Source organism: Methylobacterium carpenticola, assembly GCF_042748905.1.
GTDB classification, from domain to species: Bacteria; Pseudomonadota; Alphaproteobacteria; order Rhizobiales; family Beijerinckiaceae; genus Methylobacterium; species Methylobacterium carpenticola.
This window is the reverse complement of record NZ_JBHZEO010000001.1, coordinates 4,501,035-4,519,833: the sequence shown is the minus strand read 5'-3', so window position 1 is coordinate 4,519,833 and position 18,799 is coordinate 4,501,035. Positions and strand designations below refer to the sequence as shown.

Sequence of the window (18,799 nt, the reverse complement as noted above, 5' to 3'; positions counted from 1 at the left end):
CGATTTCGGGGCCAAGTACGAGGCGTACTGGACCTATCGCGGCAACCTCGCCCCCGACGGCACCCCGCTCCTCTCGGCCTCGCAGCAGAGCTCCTACGAGGCCCAGTACACCGAGCAGGGCCGCAATGCCGGCAAGACCGGCGCCGACCTCGCGGATTACGTCGCGGCGCAGATCGCCGCCCTTCAGGCGAGCCGCGCGGCCGATTACACGGCGCTCAAGGCGACGTTCGATCGGTTCGGCGACGTCTACAACGCCAACCTCGCCACGAACTACGCCACCTACTGGGCGCAGCGCGCCACGCTGGCGAATGGCAGCGTCCATCTGACCGGCGCGGAACGCGCGAGCGCCACCGCGAGCTTCACCGCGGCCGGCCGCGCGACCTCGCTCGGCGACGCGGCGATCGCGGATGACGTGGCCTCCCGCCTCGCCACGGCCGAAGCCCAGATCAAGGCGGATTATCAGGCGCTGCACGCGCGCTTCGGCGCCCACGGCAACGGCTACGACGCGGCCTACGCCCTGACGCTCCCGGCGGGCGATCAGGCCGACTACGCCACGTATTGGAGCTACCGCAACCAGCAGGCGAATCCCGGCATCTACAACGCGGCCTTCGCGCCGCGCCTCACCGGCGACGCGCTGAATACGGCGCTTGCGAGCTACCGGGCGGACGGCGCCGCCAAGCTCAGGGCCGGCACGCTGACCAGCAGCGCCATCGACGCGGCGGTCGCGAGCCGGGTGTCGCAGCTCTCGAGCCAGCGCACCGCGGACTACGCCAAGCTCGACACGTTCTTCGCGCAGTTCAACCTCGGCACGACGCGGCAGGCGAATCCGCACTTCTTCATCGACCAGACGACGAAGGATGTGATCAATGCCGGCATCAAGCGCTGGACGCAGGACGAGCTGATCAACGCGGTCGGCCAGGGCCTGCTCAAGGAGACGACCAGCACCCAGGTCGACAAGCAGGATCCGGTCATCCGCGGGGCGAATCTGCGCCTCGTGGTCAGCGGCGTCGCCAGCACGGGCGGCCATATCGGCTCGGTCGACGGCGTCACCGTGATCGACCTCACCACGCGGCAGCCCCTGAACCGCGACCAGCTCGTGGCGCTCGGCGCCGCCGAGCGCAGCGACATCGTCTTCCTGACCTCGGCCCCGGTCCAGGCACGCGTCGATTTCGACAATGCCGGCGGCCAGGGCCGGATCACGCGCACGGACGGCCAGGGCTGGGATCCGGCGATCTTCAAGGTCGGCGGCACCCTCTACATCGGCGGCGCGACCCAGAACGCCACCGGCGAGACGCCGACCGTCTACACGATCGCCTCCATCAACCAGGGCGTGATCCTCACCGCGGCGGGCCAGACCTTCACGGCGGAGACCGCCAAGACCATCAGCCTCGGCCAGACCGTCGCGACGGGCGAGGGGCCGCGCACCACCACCTCGATCGCCTTCGGCGCGGACGGCACCCTGACCCGGTCCTCGGGCAGCTTCCTGGATGACGGCTTCAAGGCCGGCATGCTGATCGGCGTCGCCGGAACCCTCGGCGTCACCACTCAGAACCAGACCGGCGCGACGACCTACTACACGGTCGCCTCGGTGACGGCCTCGACCATCACGGTCGTGGAGACCGGGCGGATCAGGGCCGAGGGCGCGCGCGGCGTCGTGGTGTTCCAGTCGGCCTCCGACCCGACCAATCCCGGCAACCTGATCAAGCAGGTGCTGATCCAGGGCCGCAAGGCCATGAACCTCTCGGCCACCGGCACGCTCGACGTCAGCGCCGGCGGGCAGATCTACGTGGGCACCCAGGGCGCCCTGAAGCTCACCTCCGTCGTCTCGACGGGCGGCGACGAGATCCGCATCAAGACGAAGACCGGCATCAGCACCGCTGCTGACGCCAACGGCACCACCGTGCGCGGCGGCAACATCGTGCTCGAAGGCGGCGACGGCGGCGTCGGCGATGCCGCGCGGGTCATCGGCATCGATCTCCAGGGCACGGGCGCGCTCACGGTGCGCACGGCCGGCGACATCCGCGTCACCGAGCGCAACGGCGACCTGAACCTGGAATCCGCCTATTCGCAGAGCGGCAGCGTCTACCTGGTGGCGGAGACCGGCGGGATCCTCGACGCCGTTCACACCGACACCAACAAGATCGTCGCGGCCAACGTCTACCTGAAGGCCAAGGGCGGCAGCATCGGCACCGCCGGCGACCGCATCGAGATGAAGCTCTCCGGCACGGTCCTCGCCTCGGGCCGCGACGGGGTCCATCTCGAGGAGACCGGCACCTCCATGAACGTCCTCGCGGTCACCGCGAGCAACGGAGACGTCACCCTGAAGGCGGCGGTGTCGATCCTCGATGCGGGCGACCTCGTCGATCCGACCAACATCGATTCCGCCCTGAGCAACGACGGCGCGGAATCGCGCCCGGGCGTCAACGTCACGGCGAACGGCGTCACGCTCATCGCCGGCAACACCATCGGCACGGCCGCGAACAACGTCGACATCGACAGCCGCGCGGGCGGCGACCGGCTGGGGGCGGTGAGCGCCCAGACCGTGTTCGGCAACCTCTACCTGAACGAGGTGCGGGGCGACCTCGCGCTCGGCACGGTCGGCACCGGCCGCAGCGGCGTCGCCTTCCTCACGGCGGCGGATGGCAGCATCCTCAACGGGCTCGCGCTCTACGACGATGCCAGCAAGGATCCGGCCGCGACGGCCTCGAACCTGACCTCCGGCAAGGCCTACCTGATCGCCAAGGCCGATATCGGCACGGCCGACAAGCGGATCGTCGCGCGGATGACGGCCGACAACGGCAGCGCCCATGCGGACAGCTACGGCGGCATCGAGGGCTACAGCACCGCCGGCAGCGTCCATCTCTGGAACATCGGCGGCCTGCGCGTCGGCGGCGTCGTCGCCGACACCGCACCCGGATTCCGCGCGGCCGGGACGCTCAGCATCCGCACGTCGAGCCCGCTCACCATCGACAAGGACATCATCTCGGGGGGCGACATCGTCCAGACGGCCGGCGAGACCGGCTCGGCCGGTGACGATCTCACCGTGCTGTCGGGCGTGACGATCTTCTCGACCGGCGGTTCGGTCACGCTCAACGCGGGCGACAACCTCACCATCCAGTCGGGCGCGGTCATCAAGGCCAAGGGCGCGATCACCCTGCGCGGCGACACCAGCGCGTCGGGCGCGTCCGACAACACCGGCGCGATCATCGACCTCAAGGGCAGCTATGTCGGCGCCTCGATCCTGATCGAGGGCGGCAGCAACGGCGACGTCATCCGCCTCGACGGCAGCTTCGCCACCGGCACGCGCAGCATCACCCTCGACCGGGACGGCAAGCCCGTCGAGGGCGCGCTGACCGTCGGCGGCTCCATCACTATCCGCGGCAAGGACGGCGGCGACACCGTCACGCTCGCCGGCGACGTCCGCACCGGCAGCCTCACCATCGACGCGGCCGCGCCGGGGGCGAGCCTCACCGATGCCGACGCCGTGACCCTGTCGGGCACTTACGCGGTGACGGGCGAACTCGCCGTGCTGACCGGCGCGGGCGACGACACGATCAGCCTCACCGGGACCTACGGCTCGGTGGCGGGCGGCGTGATCGGGCTCGGCGCGCTGCGGATCGATGCGGGCGACGGCCGGAACACGATCACGCTCGGCGGCGAGTACAATATCGGCGGGGCGGCGCGGATCGCGGCCGGCTCGGGCGACGATGCCGTCACGCTCACCGGAGCGCTGAAGGCGGGCTCGCTCGCCATCGCGGCGGGCGACGGCACCAACCGGATCGGCCTCGACGGCACCTTCGCGGTTTCGGGCGAAGTCGCGGTGGTCACCGGCGCGGGCGACGACACCATCACCCTCAAGGGCAGCTACGGCTCGATCGCGAACGGCGTCGTCGGTCTCGGCGCGCTGCGGATCGACGCGGGCGCGGGCCGCAACGCGGTCAGCCTCGACGGCGAAGCCCATGTCGACGGCGCGATCGGCATCGCGTCCGGCTCCGGCGCCGACACGGTCACCCTCGCCGGCCGCATCAAGGCGGCGTCCCTGACCATCGATGCGGGCGACGGCGACAACGCGCTCGCGATCGCGGCCGATCTCGACATCGCCGGGGCCCTCGTCCTGCGGACGGGCGACGGCGCGGATGCCATCGCCGTCGACGGCACCGTCCGGGTGGGCTCGCTGGAGATCGCGGCCGGCAGCGGCAACGGCGCGGGATCGGGCCGCAACGACATCCGGCTGACCGGCCTCACCACGGTGGCGGGCGCCCTCTCGATCCGGGGCGGAAGCGGGATCGACACGCTCACCGACGCGCTGATCGTCGCCGGCCTCGTCCAGGCCTCGGCGCGCGTCCAGGCGGGATCGGTGGCGATCGCGCTCGGCAACGGCGCCGGCACGGTCGGCCTCGGCGGCAACTGGACCGTGTCCGGCGCCCTCACCGTCAATACGGGGGCGGATGCCGATACGATCACGGGCGCGGTCTCGGCGAACGGGACGGTGCTGCGGACGGCCACCATCGAGGCCGGCTCGATCGCGATCCGCGCGGGCGCGGGCGACAACGTGATCACCCTCCTCGGCAGCACGGTCGCGGCCTCGACCCTGGCCCTGACGACCCTGGGCGGGCGCGACCGCGTGACCCTGCGCGGGCGCCTGCGTTCGACCGGGACGGACATCGCGCTCGGGGCCGGCGACGACGAACTCGACGCCGCGCTCACCGAGATCGCGGGCAACACCCGCATCCTCGGCCAGGACGGACAGGACCGGATCACCATCACCAGCCTGCCGACCCTGTCGAGCGTCAGCAACGGCCGGCGCGACACCCTCGACATCGACGGCGGCCAGGACACCGACACGGCGCTGGTTCAGCTCGCCGGGACCTCGTCCTACCGGATCAACGTCCACGACAGCGGCGACGCCGATCGCGGCGTCGACACGCTGACGATCCTCGGCACGGATGCGGCCGACACCGTCCTCGGCCGCAAGAACTTCGTCGCCCTGGTCCATCCGAACGCGGACGGCACCTATCCGGCCGACGCGGCGGTGGAGCGCATCAACGTCGACGCCTCGCTCAACGGCCGCATCGTGGTCGAGGCGGGGCTCGGCAACGACCGCTTCTATATGGACGACGACGCCGCGCTGATGACCCTCGACGGCGGCGCGGACGACGACTTCTTCCAGATGGGGCAGGTCTTCGCGACGCCGCGCGACGTCGCCAACGGCCTCCTCGCCGAAGACGCCTTCGACACGGTGCAGCTCTCCTTCGGCGGCTACCTGTCCAAGGGCAATTCCGTGCCGATTGTGATCTACGGCGGCACCGGCAATGACGTCTTCCAGATCTACTCGAACAAGGCCGACCTGCGCCTCGACGGCGAGGATGGCGACGACGAGTTCGTGATCCGCGCCTTCGCGCTTGCCAATAACGGCAAGATCAAGGTCAACGCGGGCGGCGGAAACGACAAGATCGAGTACAACATCAACGCGCCGGTCGACATCGACGGCGGCAGCGGATTCAACCGGGTGGTGGCGCTCGGCACCGAGTTCGCCGACACCTTCGTGGTGACGAAGGACGGCGTCTACGGGGCCGGTCTCTCGATCAAGTTCAGCAACGTCCAGGCGGTCGAGGTGGACGGCCTGGAGGGCGACGACACCTTCTACGTGCTCTCGACGGCGGCGGGCGTCGTCACGACCCTGATCGGCGGGCTCGGCAGCGACACCTTCAACGTCGCGGGCGACGTCTCGGGCGAGGTGATCTCGCGCGACGCCAAGAGCAACTCGGCGCTGATCAACCACACCGTGTCGAGCGACGACAAGCGCTTCGACGGCCTGTTCGTCGCCGGCGTCAACGCCACGGTCGCGACGGCCGAGGGGCAGGCGATCGGCGATGGCGGTGGCCTGACCGTCCGCGAGGACAGCGCCGAGACCCGGCCGAACCAGGCGGGCAGCCGCGTCGCCACCTACACGGTGGCCCCGCCGCCGCCGGCCACGACCAAGCTCACGGCGGCGGATGTGGCGGTCGTCACCGTCTCGGCGGCGCAGGCCTCCGCGCAGATGCGCGGGCTCGCGGGCGGCGCCGGCACGATCGAGGTCTCGGCCGACGGCGTCACCTATGCGGACAGCCTGACGCTGCGCGTCACGACGGTCTCGGACGGGGCCGGGGGCTACGTCTGGGCGCCGGCCCGGACGGTCTTCGTCCGCGCGAAATCCGACACGGCGGCCGAGGGCGACCAGAAGATCGCGATCGGGCACTCGGTCCTCAGCTCGAACGCCGAGGTCAACGGCGCCGTCCTGCGCACCACGCTCGTCACCGTGATCGATGACGACAAGCCGGGCCTGATCATCACGCAGACCGATGGCGAGACCACGGTCCTCGAAGGCACCAAGCCGCAGCAGACGGACAGCTACACGGTCGTCCTCAACAATCCGCCCCGGGCCGGCGAGACCGTCACCGTGGCGCTGTCCGCGAACAGCGGCCGCATCCGGCTGACCCGGGCCGATGGCAGCGCCCTGCCGGTCGACACGAACAGCGATGCCGTCCTGACCTTCACGGCGGCGAACTGGGCCATCGGCCAGACCGTGCTCGTCTCGGCCCCGCCGGACGGTCAGGTCCAGAACCGCGAGACCGTGCAGATCACTCACAGGGTGACGAGTTCGCTCGGCGCGGCCGGCTTCTTCGGCGGCATGACCGAGACGCCGGTGGTCAACGTCGCGGTCGTGGACGGGAACTCGGCCGGCGTGCTGGTGCGCCCGGCCGCCACGGGCGTCGTCGTCACCGACACGCAGACCTCCTATTACGACATGGTGCTGACGACGCCGCCGACGGCGGCGGTGACGGTGACCCTGGCCGGCGACGGCCAGACCATCCTGTCGAGCAGCGATCCGCGCTTCACCGCGGCGGCGGGCGGGCGGCCCGCGAGCGTGACCTTCGGCCCGAACGACTCCGACACGCCGATCCGGATCACGGTCGCGCGCGATCCGAACGGCGCCAAGACGCAGAGCGACCTCAAGACCTTCTCGCGCCAGCCGCACGACGTCGGCGGCATCCAGGGCCCGCTGGTGCTCGAGGGCGGCACCGGGCCGCAGAATCGCGGCCTCCAGCAGCCGATCACCCTGCCGGGCGAGACGAACGCCCCGGTCTCGCGGGCCATCGCCACGAACGGCAAGCCCGATCTCGACCAGCTCGTCGTCTCCAACGACTCGGTGCAGACCAACGTCACGGGCGTGCTCACGGCCGACCATATCGGCGGCCTCGGCATGTCCACGCAGGACATCGTCACGGGCAGCACGACCTATCGCGGCGGCATCACCTATGCCGGCATGGGCTCGGTCCAGGTGCTGCTCGGCGAGGGCGACGACAGCGTCACGGTGGCGGGCACCGCGGCGGGAACCCTCACCGAGATCCATGGCGGCGGCGGCGCCGACACCCTGACGGTGACCGGCTCCACCGGCCCGCTCGCCCTGTTCGGCGACACCTCGGCCGATAACAGCCGCTACGATTCGACGCCCGGAAACCCGACCGGGCGGGCCTATGCATTCCGTCCGGAGGGCTCGACCCGCATCGACGGCCGCCCGGTCAGCCTCGACGACCGGATCGACGCCTCCGGCGCGACCGGCATCGTCGTGATCGACGGCGGCGCGGGCGACGACGTCCTGATCGGCGGCACGGGCCGCAACATCATCGCGGGCGGCGCTGGCGATGACACGATCACCGGCGGACCCTCCGCCGACCTGATCCTGGGCGATTCCGCCTTCGACCTCGCGGTCGCGACGCGGATCCTGACCATCGACGACACCGGCCGGGCCGGCGCGGACACGATCGACGCCAAGGCCGGCGCCAACGTGGTGATCGGCGATCACGGGCAGATCCATCAGGACGGGCTCGCCACGCCGCAGGTCTTCCTGGACGGCACGCACGTCCTCAGCCGGGCCGTCTCGACCAACACGGCCGCGGGCGGGGCCGACATCATCACCACGACCTCGGGTGACACCGTCATCCTCGGCGGCGCGGGCGCGGACCGGATCACGGCCGGGGCGGGCAACCACGTCATCTTTGGCGACAACGGTGACGCCGTCTTCACGAACGGCATCCTGACGAGCATCGCCAGCCTGTCGGGGGCGATCGGCGGCGACGACCAGATCACGGCGCAGGACGGGGATTCCGTCATCGTCGGCGGCGCCGGTTCGGACCGGATCGGCGTCGGCAAGGGCACGCAGGTCATCCTCGGCGATACCGGCGAGGCGACCTTCACCCTGGTCGACGGCGGGCGGGCCCTCTCCGCCGTCAAGACCCGGGACGGCGAGGCTGCGATCGGCGGCGGCGACGTCATCGCGGCGGCGGAGGGCGGCACCACCATCCTGGGCGGCGCGGGCGCGGACACGATCACGGTCGGCAGGGGCCGGCACGTGGTGCTCGGCGACAGCGGCAGCGCCACCTTCGCGAACGGGCTGATCGCCGGCATCACCGCGACCGCCACCGACACCGGCGGCGCCGACGCGATCACGGCCGATGACGGCGATACCACCATCATCGGCGGCTTCGGCGGCGACGCGATCATGGTGGGCAAGGGCAACCACGTCATCCTCGGCGACAGCGGCGCGGCCGCGTTCGCGGCGGGCCTCCTGGCCAGCATCGAGTCGATCGATCCGGGCATCGGCGGCGCCGACACCATCAAGGCGCAGGACGGCAGCTCGACCATCCTCGGCGGCGCGGACGCGGACCGGATCACGGTCGGCCGCGGCACGCAGGTGGTGCTCGGCGACAGCGGCAGCGCCACCTTCGCGGCGGACCTGATCGCCACCGTCACCTCGCTCGCCAGCGGCATCGGCGGCGCCGACACCATCACGGCCGACGACGGCGACGTGACGATCATCGGCGGCTTCGGCGGCGACACCATCACGGCGGGCAAGGGCAACCGCGTCATCCTGGGCGACAGCGGCAAGGCCACCTTCACGGCCGGCCTCGCGGACCATGTCGAGTCGATCGACTTCGGGACCGGCGGCGCCGACACCATCACGGCCGCTGACGGCAACGACGTCATCCTGGGCGGCGCCGGCAGCGACGCGATCACCACCGGCGCGGGGGATCACGTCATCCTCGGCGACGGCGGGCGCGCGGATTTCGCGGTCGGCATCACGAGCGGTGCGGCCGCCACGGCCACCCGCACCCGCGTGGAGACCCTGGCGGCCGAGATCGGCGGCGCGGACAGGATCGTCTTCGGCACCGGCCGCAACGTCGTGCTCGGGGGCGCGGGCGGCGACAGCATCGAGGGGAAGGACCGGGGCGCCGTCATTCTCGGCGACAACGGCATCGTCAGCTTCGACGCGAGCGGCACCATCCTGCGCGCGGTCACGGCGTCGGCCGAGATCGGTGGCGACGACGTCATCGCGGCGGGGAACGGCGACAACGTCGTGATCGGCGGCGCCGGGCGCGACCGCATCACCCTCGGCGACGGCACCAACGTCGTGCTCGGCGACGGCGGACAGGCGGATTTCGAGGGCGGACAGGTCGTCGCGATCACCAGCATCGCGCCCGCGATCGGCGACGGCGACACCATCGCGCTCGGCCAGGGCCGCACCCTGGTGATCGCGGGCGCGGGCGCCGACACGGTCACGGGCGGCGACGGGCACAACGTCATCCTGGGCGATGCCGGCCGCGCCACCCTCACGGCCGCCGGCCTGCCGGTTCTCGTCGAGACCACCGACGATTCCGTGAGCGGCGCCGACCGGATCCTCGTCGGCGACGGCGGCAGCCTCATCCTCGGCGGTTCGGGGGCCGACACGATCACCGGCGGCCATGGCCGCACCATCGTCCTCGGCGACAACGGCCAAGTGCAGTTCGATGAACTGCGATTCGATGAACTCGGCCGGGTGCTGACGGCGGTGACGACCGCCCCGATGGCGGGCGGGGCCGACACCATCACCCTCGGCGACGGTGGCGGCATCGTGATCGGCGGCGTCGGTGCCGACCGGATCGTCACGGGGCGCGGCGACGACGTCATCATCGGCGACGACGGCAGCCTCGGCTTCGCGGACGGCGTCCTCGTCCTGGCCCGCAGCCTCGACTCCCTGCTCGGCGCGGGCGACCGCATCGAGGCGGGCGACGGCGACAACGTCGTGATCGGCGGCGCGGGTGACGACGCGATCGCGGCGGGGGCGGGCGCGGACACCGTCCTCGGCGATGACGGCCGGGTGCAGTTCCGGGCCGGCATCCTGGTGCGCGTCGAGACCCAGAACACGAGCGTGTCGGGCAACGACGCGATCGCGGTCGGCGACGGGCGCAACGGGGTGTTCGGCGGCTCGGGTTCCGACACGATCACCGCGGGGGCCGGCGACGACGTGGTCTTCGGCGACAACGGCGCGATGGATTACGCCCTCGGCCTGCGCGCCGAGGCGACGAGCGACCGCAGCGGCGGCGCGGCGGACTGGATCGTGACCGGGGCGGGCGCCGACATCGTGCTGGGCGGCCTCGGCGGCGATGCCATCGAGGCCGGCAAGGACGACGCCGATGCCGACATCGTGCTCGGCGACAACGGCCACCTGACCTTCGATGCGCAGGGCCGGGTGACCCAGGCCGAGAGCCTCGATCCGAGCCTCGGCGGCGACGACGCCATCGAGGCCGGCGACGGCGACAATGTGGTGATCGGCGGCGTGGGCGCCGACACGATCGCGGCGGGGGCGGGCGGCGACGTGGTGGTGGGCGACAACGGCTACGCGGTGTTCGCGGCCGGGATCCGCCGGGAATTCGGCAGCACCGACCCGACGGCGGGCGGAGACGACGTGATCAACGCCGGCGACGGCGACAACCTCGTCATCGGCGGGGTGGGCGCCGACAGCATCGCTCTCGGCATCGGCCGCGACATCATCCTGGGCGACGACGGCGTGGTGCGCTTCGATGCGGCCGGAGTGGTGACGGAGGTCGCGAGCCTCGATCCGCGCAGCGGCGGGGACGACGTGATCGAGGCCGGGGAGGGTGACAACATCGTGGCCGGCGGAGCCGGCCGCGACCAGATCACGACCGGGCGTGGGGCCGACGTGATCCTGGGCGACGCGGGCGAGGCGGGCTTCACGGCCGGCCGTCCGGTGCGGATCGCCACGACCGATCCGCGCTCGGGCGACGACGACCGCATCGAGGCGGGCGAGGGCGACAACGTGGTGCTGGGCGGCGCGGGCCGCGACGTCGTCACGGCGGGTTCCGGCGCCGACGTGGTGCTGGGCGACAACGGCGTCGTGCGCTTCCAGGCGGACGGCAAGCGGGAGCTGGTGCGCTCGACCGATCCGGAGATCGGCGACGCGGACGTGCTGAGCCTCGGCGACGGCGACAACCTCGTGATCGGCGGGGCGGATTCCGACAGCATCACCACCGGACAGGGCCGCGACGTGGTGCTGGGCGACAACGGCACCATCACTTTCCTCGCCGGAATCATCGCGGAGGTCGCCAGCGACCGCAGCGGCGGCGCGGCGGACCGGATCGTGACCGGGGCGGGCGCCGACATCGTGGTGGGCGGCCTCGGCGGCGATGCCATCGATGCCGGCAAGGACGACGCCGATGCCGACATCGTGCTCGGCGACAACGGCCACCTGACCTTCGATGCGCAGGGCCGGGTGACCCAGGCCGAGAGCCTCGATCCGAGCCTCGGTGGCGACGACGCCATCGAGGCCGGCGACGGCGACAACGTGGTGATCGGCGGCGTGGGCGCCGACACGATCGCGGCGGGGGCGGGCGGCGACGTGGTGGTGGGCGACAACGGCTACGCGGTGTTCGCGGCCGGGATCCGCCGGGAATTCGGCAGCACCGACCCGACCGCGGGCGGAGACGACGTGATCAACGCCGGCGACGGCGACAACCTCGCCATCGGCGGGGTGGGCGCCGACAGCATCGCTCTCGGCATCGGCCGCGACATCGTGCTGGGCGACGACGGCGTGGTGCGCTTCGATGCGGCCGGAGTGGTGACGGAGGTCGCGAGCCTCGATCCGCGCAGCGGCGGGGACGACGTGATCGAGGCCGGGGAGGGCGACAACATCGTGGTCGGCGGGGCCGGCCGCGACCAGATCACGACCGGGCGTGGGGCCGACGTGATCCTGGGCGACGCGGGCGAGGCGGGCTTCATGGCCGGCCGTCCGGTGCGGATCGCCACGACCGATCCGCGCTCGGGCGACGACGACCGCATCGAGGCGGGCGAGGGCGACAACGTGGTGCTGGGCGGCGCGGGCCGCGACGCCGTCACGGCGGGTTCCGGCGCCGACGTGGTGCTGGGCGACAACGGCCTCGTGCGCTTCCAGGCGGACGGCAAGCGGGAGCTGGTGCGCTCGACCGATCCGGAGATCGGCGACGCGGACGTGCTGAGCCTCGGCGACGGCGACAACCTCGTGATCGGCGGTGCGGGTTCCGACAGCATCACCACCGGACAGGGCCGCGACGTGGTGCTGGGCGACCTCGGTCAGGCGGATTACGACGGTGAGGGGCTGCTCCGGCAGGTGCTCTCCACCGAGACGGGTCTCGGGGGCAGCGACACCATCGCGGCCGGCGACGGCGACGATGTCGTGCTCGGCGGCTTCGGGACCGACACGATCACCTCCGGCGCGGGCGCCGACGTGGTGCTGGGCGACAGCGGCCGCATCGATCTCGCGGGTGGCGTGCTCACGCTCGTCCAGAGCCTCGATCCGAGCCTGGGCGCGGCGGATGCCATCACGCTCGGCGACGGCGCCAAGACCGTGATCGGCGGCGCCGGGGCGGACACGGTCGGTGCGCGCGACGGCGACAGCGTGGTCATCGGCGATGCGGGTCTGGTGCGGTTCGCGGCCGGCCGGGTGGCGCATGCCGAGACCGGCGACGTCACGGTCGTCGGCGACGATGCGGTGACGCTGGGCGCCGGCAACGCGGTGGTGCTGGGCGGCTCGGGATCCGACACGATCGGCCTCGGCAACGGCCGCTCGGTGGTGCTGGGCGACAACGGCACGGTGGAATTCGACGCGCAGGCGCGCGCCAGCGTGATCACCGCGACGAGCCCCGAGCTGGGCGCGCGCGACCTGATCACGATCGGCGACGGTGGCAGCGTGGCGATCGGCGGCGCGGGTGGCGACCGCATCGAGGTCGGCGCGGGCGCGAACCTGATCCTGGGCGATGCGGGAACGGTGACGCTGGCCGCCGATGGGCCGGTGGCGGCGCGCACGCTGAGCCCGTCGGTGGGCGGAGCGGACGACATCCGGGCGGGCACGGGCGCCAACATGGTGCTGGGCGGTGCGGATGCGGACGTGATCACCACGGGCGCGGGCCGGGACGTGATCCTGGGCGACGCGGGCGAGGTGACGTTCGACGCGGCGGGTCTGCCGGTCGAGATCCGTGCGACGGATACGGGGATCGGCGGCGGCGACACGATCGCGGCCGGGGAGGGCGACAACATCGTTCTCGGCGGCGTCGGTGCCGACACGATCACGCTGGGGACCGGGGCCGACATGGTTCTGGGCGACAGCGGGCGGGTGATCCTGGCCGCAGGCGTAGTCACGCGGGTCGAGAGCCTGGATCCGGGCGTGGGCGGTGACGACGCGATCGATGCAGGTGACGGCGACAACCTCGTGATCGGCGGTGCGGGCTCCGACAGCATCACCACCGGCCGCGGCCGCGACGTGGCGCTGGGCGACAACGGCACCATCACTTTCCTCGCCGGAATCATCGCGGAGGTCGCCAGCGACCGCAGCGGCGGCGCGGCGGACCGGATCGTGACCGGGGCGGGCGCCGACATCGTGGTGGGCGGCCTCGGCGGCGATGCCATCGATGCCGGCAAGGACGACGCCGATGCCGACATCGTGCTCGGCGACAACGGCCACCTGACCTTCGGTGCGCAGGGCCGGGTGACCCGGGCCGAGAGCCTCGATCCGAGCCTCGGCGGCGACGACGCCATCGCGGCCGGCGGCGGCGACAACGTGGTGATCGGCGGCGTGGGCGCCGACACGATCGCGGCGGGCGCGGGCGGCGACGTGGTGGTGGGCGACAACGGCTACGCGGTGTTCGCGGCCGGGATCCGCCGGGAATTCGGCAGCACCGACCCGACCGCGGGCGGAGACGACGTGATCAACGCCGGCGACGGCGACAACCTCGCCATCGGCGGCGTGGGCGCCGACACGATCGCGGTCGGCACCGGCCGGGACATCATCCTCGGCGACGACGGTCAGGTGACCTTCGCGGGCGGCTTGCGGGCGCTCGCGGCGAGCCTCGATCCGCTCGTCGGCGGGGACGACCACATCACCGGCCGCGACGGCGACAAGGTGGTGATCGGCGGCGCCGGCAACGACGCCATCACCCTCGGCAACGGCGATGTCGTCGTGCTCGGTGACAACGGTTCGGCGCGCTTCGCGGCCGGAATCCGTGCGGAGGTGAGCAGTTCCGATCCGATCTCGGGCGGCCGCGACACGATCGTGACTGGCGATGGCAACGCGGTGGTGCTCGGTGGCGTCGACCGCGACGCAGTGACGACCGGCGCGGGCGCCGACATCATCCTGGGCGACGACGGCGTGGTGCGCTTCGATGCGGCCGGAGTGGTGACGGAGGTCGCGAGCCTCGATCCGCGCGGCGGCGGGGACGACGTGATCAAGGCCGGGGAGGGCGACAACATCGTGGTCGGCGGAGCCGGCCGCGACCAGATCACGACCGGGCGCGGGGCCGACGTGATCCTGGGCGACGCGGGCGAGGCGGGCTTCACGGCCGGCCGTCCGATGCGGATCGCCACGACCGATCCGCGCTCGGGCGACGACGACCGCATCGAGGCGGGCGAGGGCGACAACGTGGTGCTGGGCGGCGCGGGCCGCGACGTCGTCACGGCGGGTTCCGGCGCCGACGTGGTGCTGGGCGACAACGGCCTCGTGCGCTTCCAGGCGGACGGCAAGCGGGAGCTGGTGCGCTCGACCGATCCGGAGATCGGCGACGCGGACGTGCTGAGCCTCGGCGACGGCGACAACCTCGTGATCGCCGGTGCGGGTTCCGACAGCATCATCACCGGACAGGGCCGCGACGTGGTGCTGGGCGACCTCGGTCGGGCGGATTACGACGGTGAGGGGCTGCTCCGGCAGGTAATCTCCACCGACACCGGCACGGGCGGCGATGACGCGATCACGGCCGGCGACGGCGACACCCTCGTGGTCGGCGGCATGGGCTCCGACCGCATCGTCACCGGCGCCGGTGCCGACGTGATCCTGGGCGATGCCGGGAGGGCGACCTTCGCGTCGGGCATTCTCGCCTCGACCGCCACGATCGACGCCGAGACGGGCGGCGGCGACACCATCACGGCCGGCGAGGGCGACAACGTCGTGCTCGGCGGCGCCGGCTTCGACACGATCGCTACCGGCGCGGGGGCGGACTTCATCCTCGGCGACAACGGCGCCGCCGACTTCGTCACCGTCGCCGGCGTCCGCGCGCTGCGCCGCCTGCAATCCGCTGACCCGCTCGCGGGCGGCGCGGACCGGATCGATGCCGGGGCCGGCAACGACTTCGTGGCCGGCGGTACGGATGCCGACACCATCCTGGGCGGCGAGGGCCACGACCGGCTGTTCGGCGACCACGCGCTCTACGACACGGCCCTGCCGGTGAACCAGCGCGGCATCTCCCTCTTCACGGGAGCGGACGAGGCCGGCGGTAACGACGAGATCCACGGCAATGCCGGCGACGACGCGATCTTCGGCGGCCAGGGCGACGACCGGCTGCTCGGCGACGAGGGCGACGACGACATCATCGGCGGCTCGAACGTGGTCGGCGCGGCGGACGGGGCCGACGTCATCGCGGGCGGTGCCGGTGCGGACGTGATCCTGGGCGACAACGGCGTCATCACCCGCCACGTCCTCGTGGACGACCTGAAGGCCGTCGCGTGGCTGCGCGACCCGGCGCCGTTCGACTCCGTGCGGCGCGCGGTCATGCCCTTCGATCTCATCGACGGGACTGGCGGGAACGACGTCATCACGGGCGACGATGGCGACGACCAGCTGTTCGGCCAGCGCGGCGACGATCGGATCGAGGGTGGCACCGGCGACGACGCGATCGTCGGCGGCCTCGGGGCGGATTCCCTGAGCGGCGGCGCGGGCCGGGACGTCATCCTGGGGGATGTGGGCCGGATCGTGCGCGCCTACCGGCCGGACGGTTCCGCCCTGCTCGACAGCGACGGAAGCTGGCACCGGGACGTGGTGCTGGAGGAGGCCGGCACCGTCACGGCCGCGATGCGGATGGAATCCCGCGATGCCGTCGATCTCACCCTGCGGATCGAGGCGCTCGCCAAGTCCGACCTGCTCCTCGCGACGGGCGCGAGCGACGCGGCGGGCGGGACGATGCTCACCGCGAACGGCCGCTTCGACACCGCGGTGCTGGCGGTATCGCTGGCGGCGGCCGCCAACGACGTCATCGACGGCGGCGACGGGAACGACGTCCTGTTCGGCCAGCGCGGAGACGACACCATCCGCGGCGGCGCGGGCGACGATCTGATCTTCGGCGATCGGGCGTCGAACGCCGCGGAGACGGTCTCGGACCTGCCGACCATCGTGAACGCGGTCCGGCTCATCGGCGCGGCGGAATCCGCCGGGCTCGACCTGCCGCTCGGCGGCGCGGTCGTGGTCCCGGCGGCGAACCTCCTGCCGGAAGTGCTCAACGCGAGCGCGCCGCGCATCACCGCCTATCCGAATCTCGCCGGCGCGCTCGGCGACATCGCGGGGGCCGGTCCGGTGCGCCGGAGCGACGGCGCGGCGCTCACCGTCTACGCAGCGGTGGTGCCGAACCTCGTCGACACGCGGGGCGTCCTGCCTGGGAACGATTCCATCGACGGCGGCGTCGACGCCGACACGATCTATGGCGACGACGCCCAGATCTTCACCCTCGACGTGACACGCTACGCCGCGCTCAACGGCCGGATCGACGCGGTGACGCTCGCCATGCAGCAGCTGCTGGAGATGCTCGACAGCTTCGCCTCCGGCGTCGACATGACCGACCACGCCAGGGGCATCCGCTCGCCCGAGGAGCTGCGCTTCGGCAACGACTCCATCGCGGGCGGTGGGGGCGCCGACACCATCGTCGGCGATCAGGCCCGGATCGTGGTCCGCGGCCGGGGACCGCTCGACGACCTGTCCCTCGCCTCGGCCACGGCGCTCGCCGATTTCCTCGGCGACATGCGCTGGGTGGTCTCGGACCTCACCGCGACCGTGAGCCGGGCCCGCGAATTCGTCGCCGCCTCGATGGCGACGATCTCGACCGCGCTGGCGGACTTCCGGACGCCGCACCACCTCGTGCTCGGAAACGACGTGATCGATGCCGGCGACGGCGACGATCTCGTGGTGGGCGACAACCTGATCATGGTGCAGGCGGGCGTCGCCCGCACCAATGCCGAGCTCGACCCGCTCACCTGGGAGCAGGCCGCGGCGGTGAACGCCGTGCTCGTCGCCAAGGCGGCGGCGCAGGATGCGGCGCTCGCAGCCCATCTCGCCGCGAACCATCCGGCCGACCTCGCCGCGAAGGCCACCGTCGAGATCGTGTTCGGCAACGGCCAGGGCTACGCGCTCGACATCGGCAACGACCGCATCGCGGGCGGTCCCGGCAGCGATGTGCTGGTGGGCGACACGGCCCTCATCCAGCTCCCCGTCGAGGGGACGAGCGACGGCGGCGCCACCACGTCCGACTCCCTCGCTGCCGACCGGATCCAGGTTCTCGCCCGGCTCTTCGCCGGCACGACCAGCCCGTTCTCGTGGAACGGCTCGACCCTCGGCACGGGCGTGCTCTTCAGCGCGGCAACGAGCGGGTGGGGACCGGACGGCCGGCACTATTCCCGCGACCCGGGCGCCGTGCTGATCAACCACGACGTGATCGACGGAGGCGCGGAGGCGAACCGGATCTTCGGCGCGACCGTGATGCTGGTTCCCGCCCTCGACGCGGCCGGGCGCCTCGTCGGTCCCAACGCCCTCTACGCGATCGCGCCCGGCCCGGTCGGGCTGGCGCAGGGCGCGGTCACCCTCGGGATGGGCGGAGCGAGCCTCGGCTTCATCGGTGCGGCCGGCTCGCCGACCACCATGCTGAGCTACGCCAACGGCACGGCGGTGGCGGGCCGGCACACGAGCGGCGCGTTTGCTGCCTACACCCAGGCCTACTGGGGCATGCCCGGCCTCGGCACCGCCTACGGCCTCTACCCCTATGCGAGCTACACCTTCGGCTCGCCGCCCGGGGCGGCCGGCTTCTTCCCGTGGGGCTACCAGTATCCCTTCGCCAACAACCCGCATCCCGGGAAGAAGGCTCTGCTGGCGTGGTACGACGCGACCATGGCGGCGACCGGCTGGCTCGGCGGCGCGAGCTGGGGCGGCACCATCACCTATCCGTTCCTGAACAACCCGCATCCCGGAAAGAAGGCGGTGCTGGCGTGGTACCGCGGGGTGATGGCACAGGCGCCGTGGCTGACGCTGGAGCAGATCGGCGCGATCATGAGCGGGACGGCGCCGTCCTACCGCGCGGGCGGCGACGAGATCACCGGCGGCACCGGTTACACGTTCCTCGGCGTCTACAAGAAGACCGCCTACTGGAGCTTCGATGCCGGGGTCACGCTGCCCGGCCAGGGCGCGCCGGGCGCGAGCCTGCTCGCGGCGCAGGTCGCGGCGGAGACCCCGATCCGGGGGTTCGCGCACAAGCCCCTGAATCCCACCGATGTCATCCGGACCATCCGGGACACGGGCATCGTCATCCACGTCGACCCGTCCGAGCGGACGGCGAAGGGGCGGTACACGACCTACGTCTTCGACGAGGAGAGCGGCAACCTCGAACCGAAGGCCGACGCCGGAGACGTGATGTTCCTCTGA

At 72.3% G+C, this 18,799-nt stretch carries 1 protein-coding gene (running past one end of the window); it reads left to right on the top strand.

Annotation, left to right across the window (positions count from 1 at the left end; all coding sequences use genetic code 11):
• On the top strand, positions 1 to 18,799 hold the end of the coding sequence (locus ACE101_RS21125; RefSeq protein ID WP_379133685.1) for an LEPR-XLL domain-containing protein. The gene continues 23,651 nt to the left of window position 1, outside the view; only the last 18,799 of its 42,450 coding nucleotides appear in the window; its start codon lies off the left edge, out of view; the stop codon is at positions 18,797 to 18,799.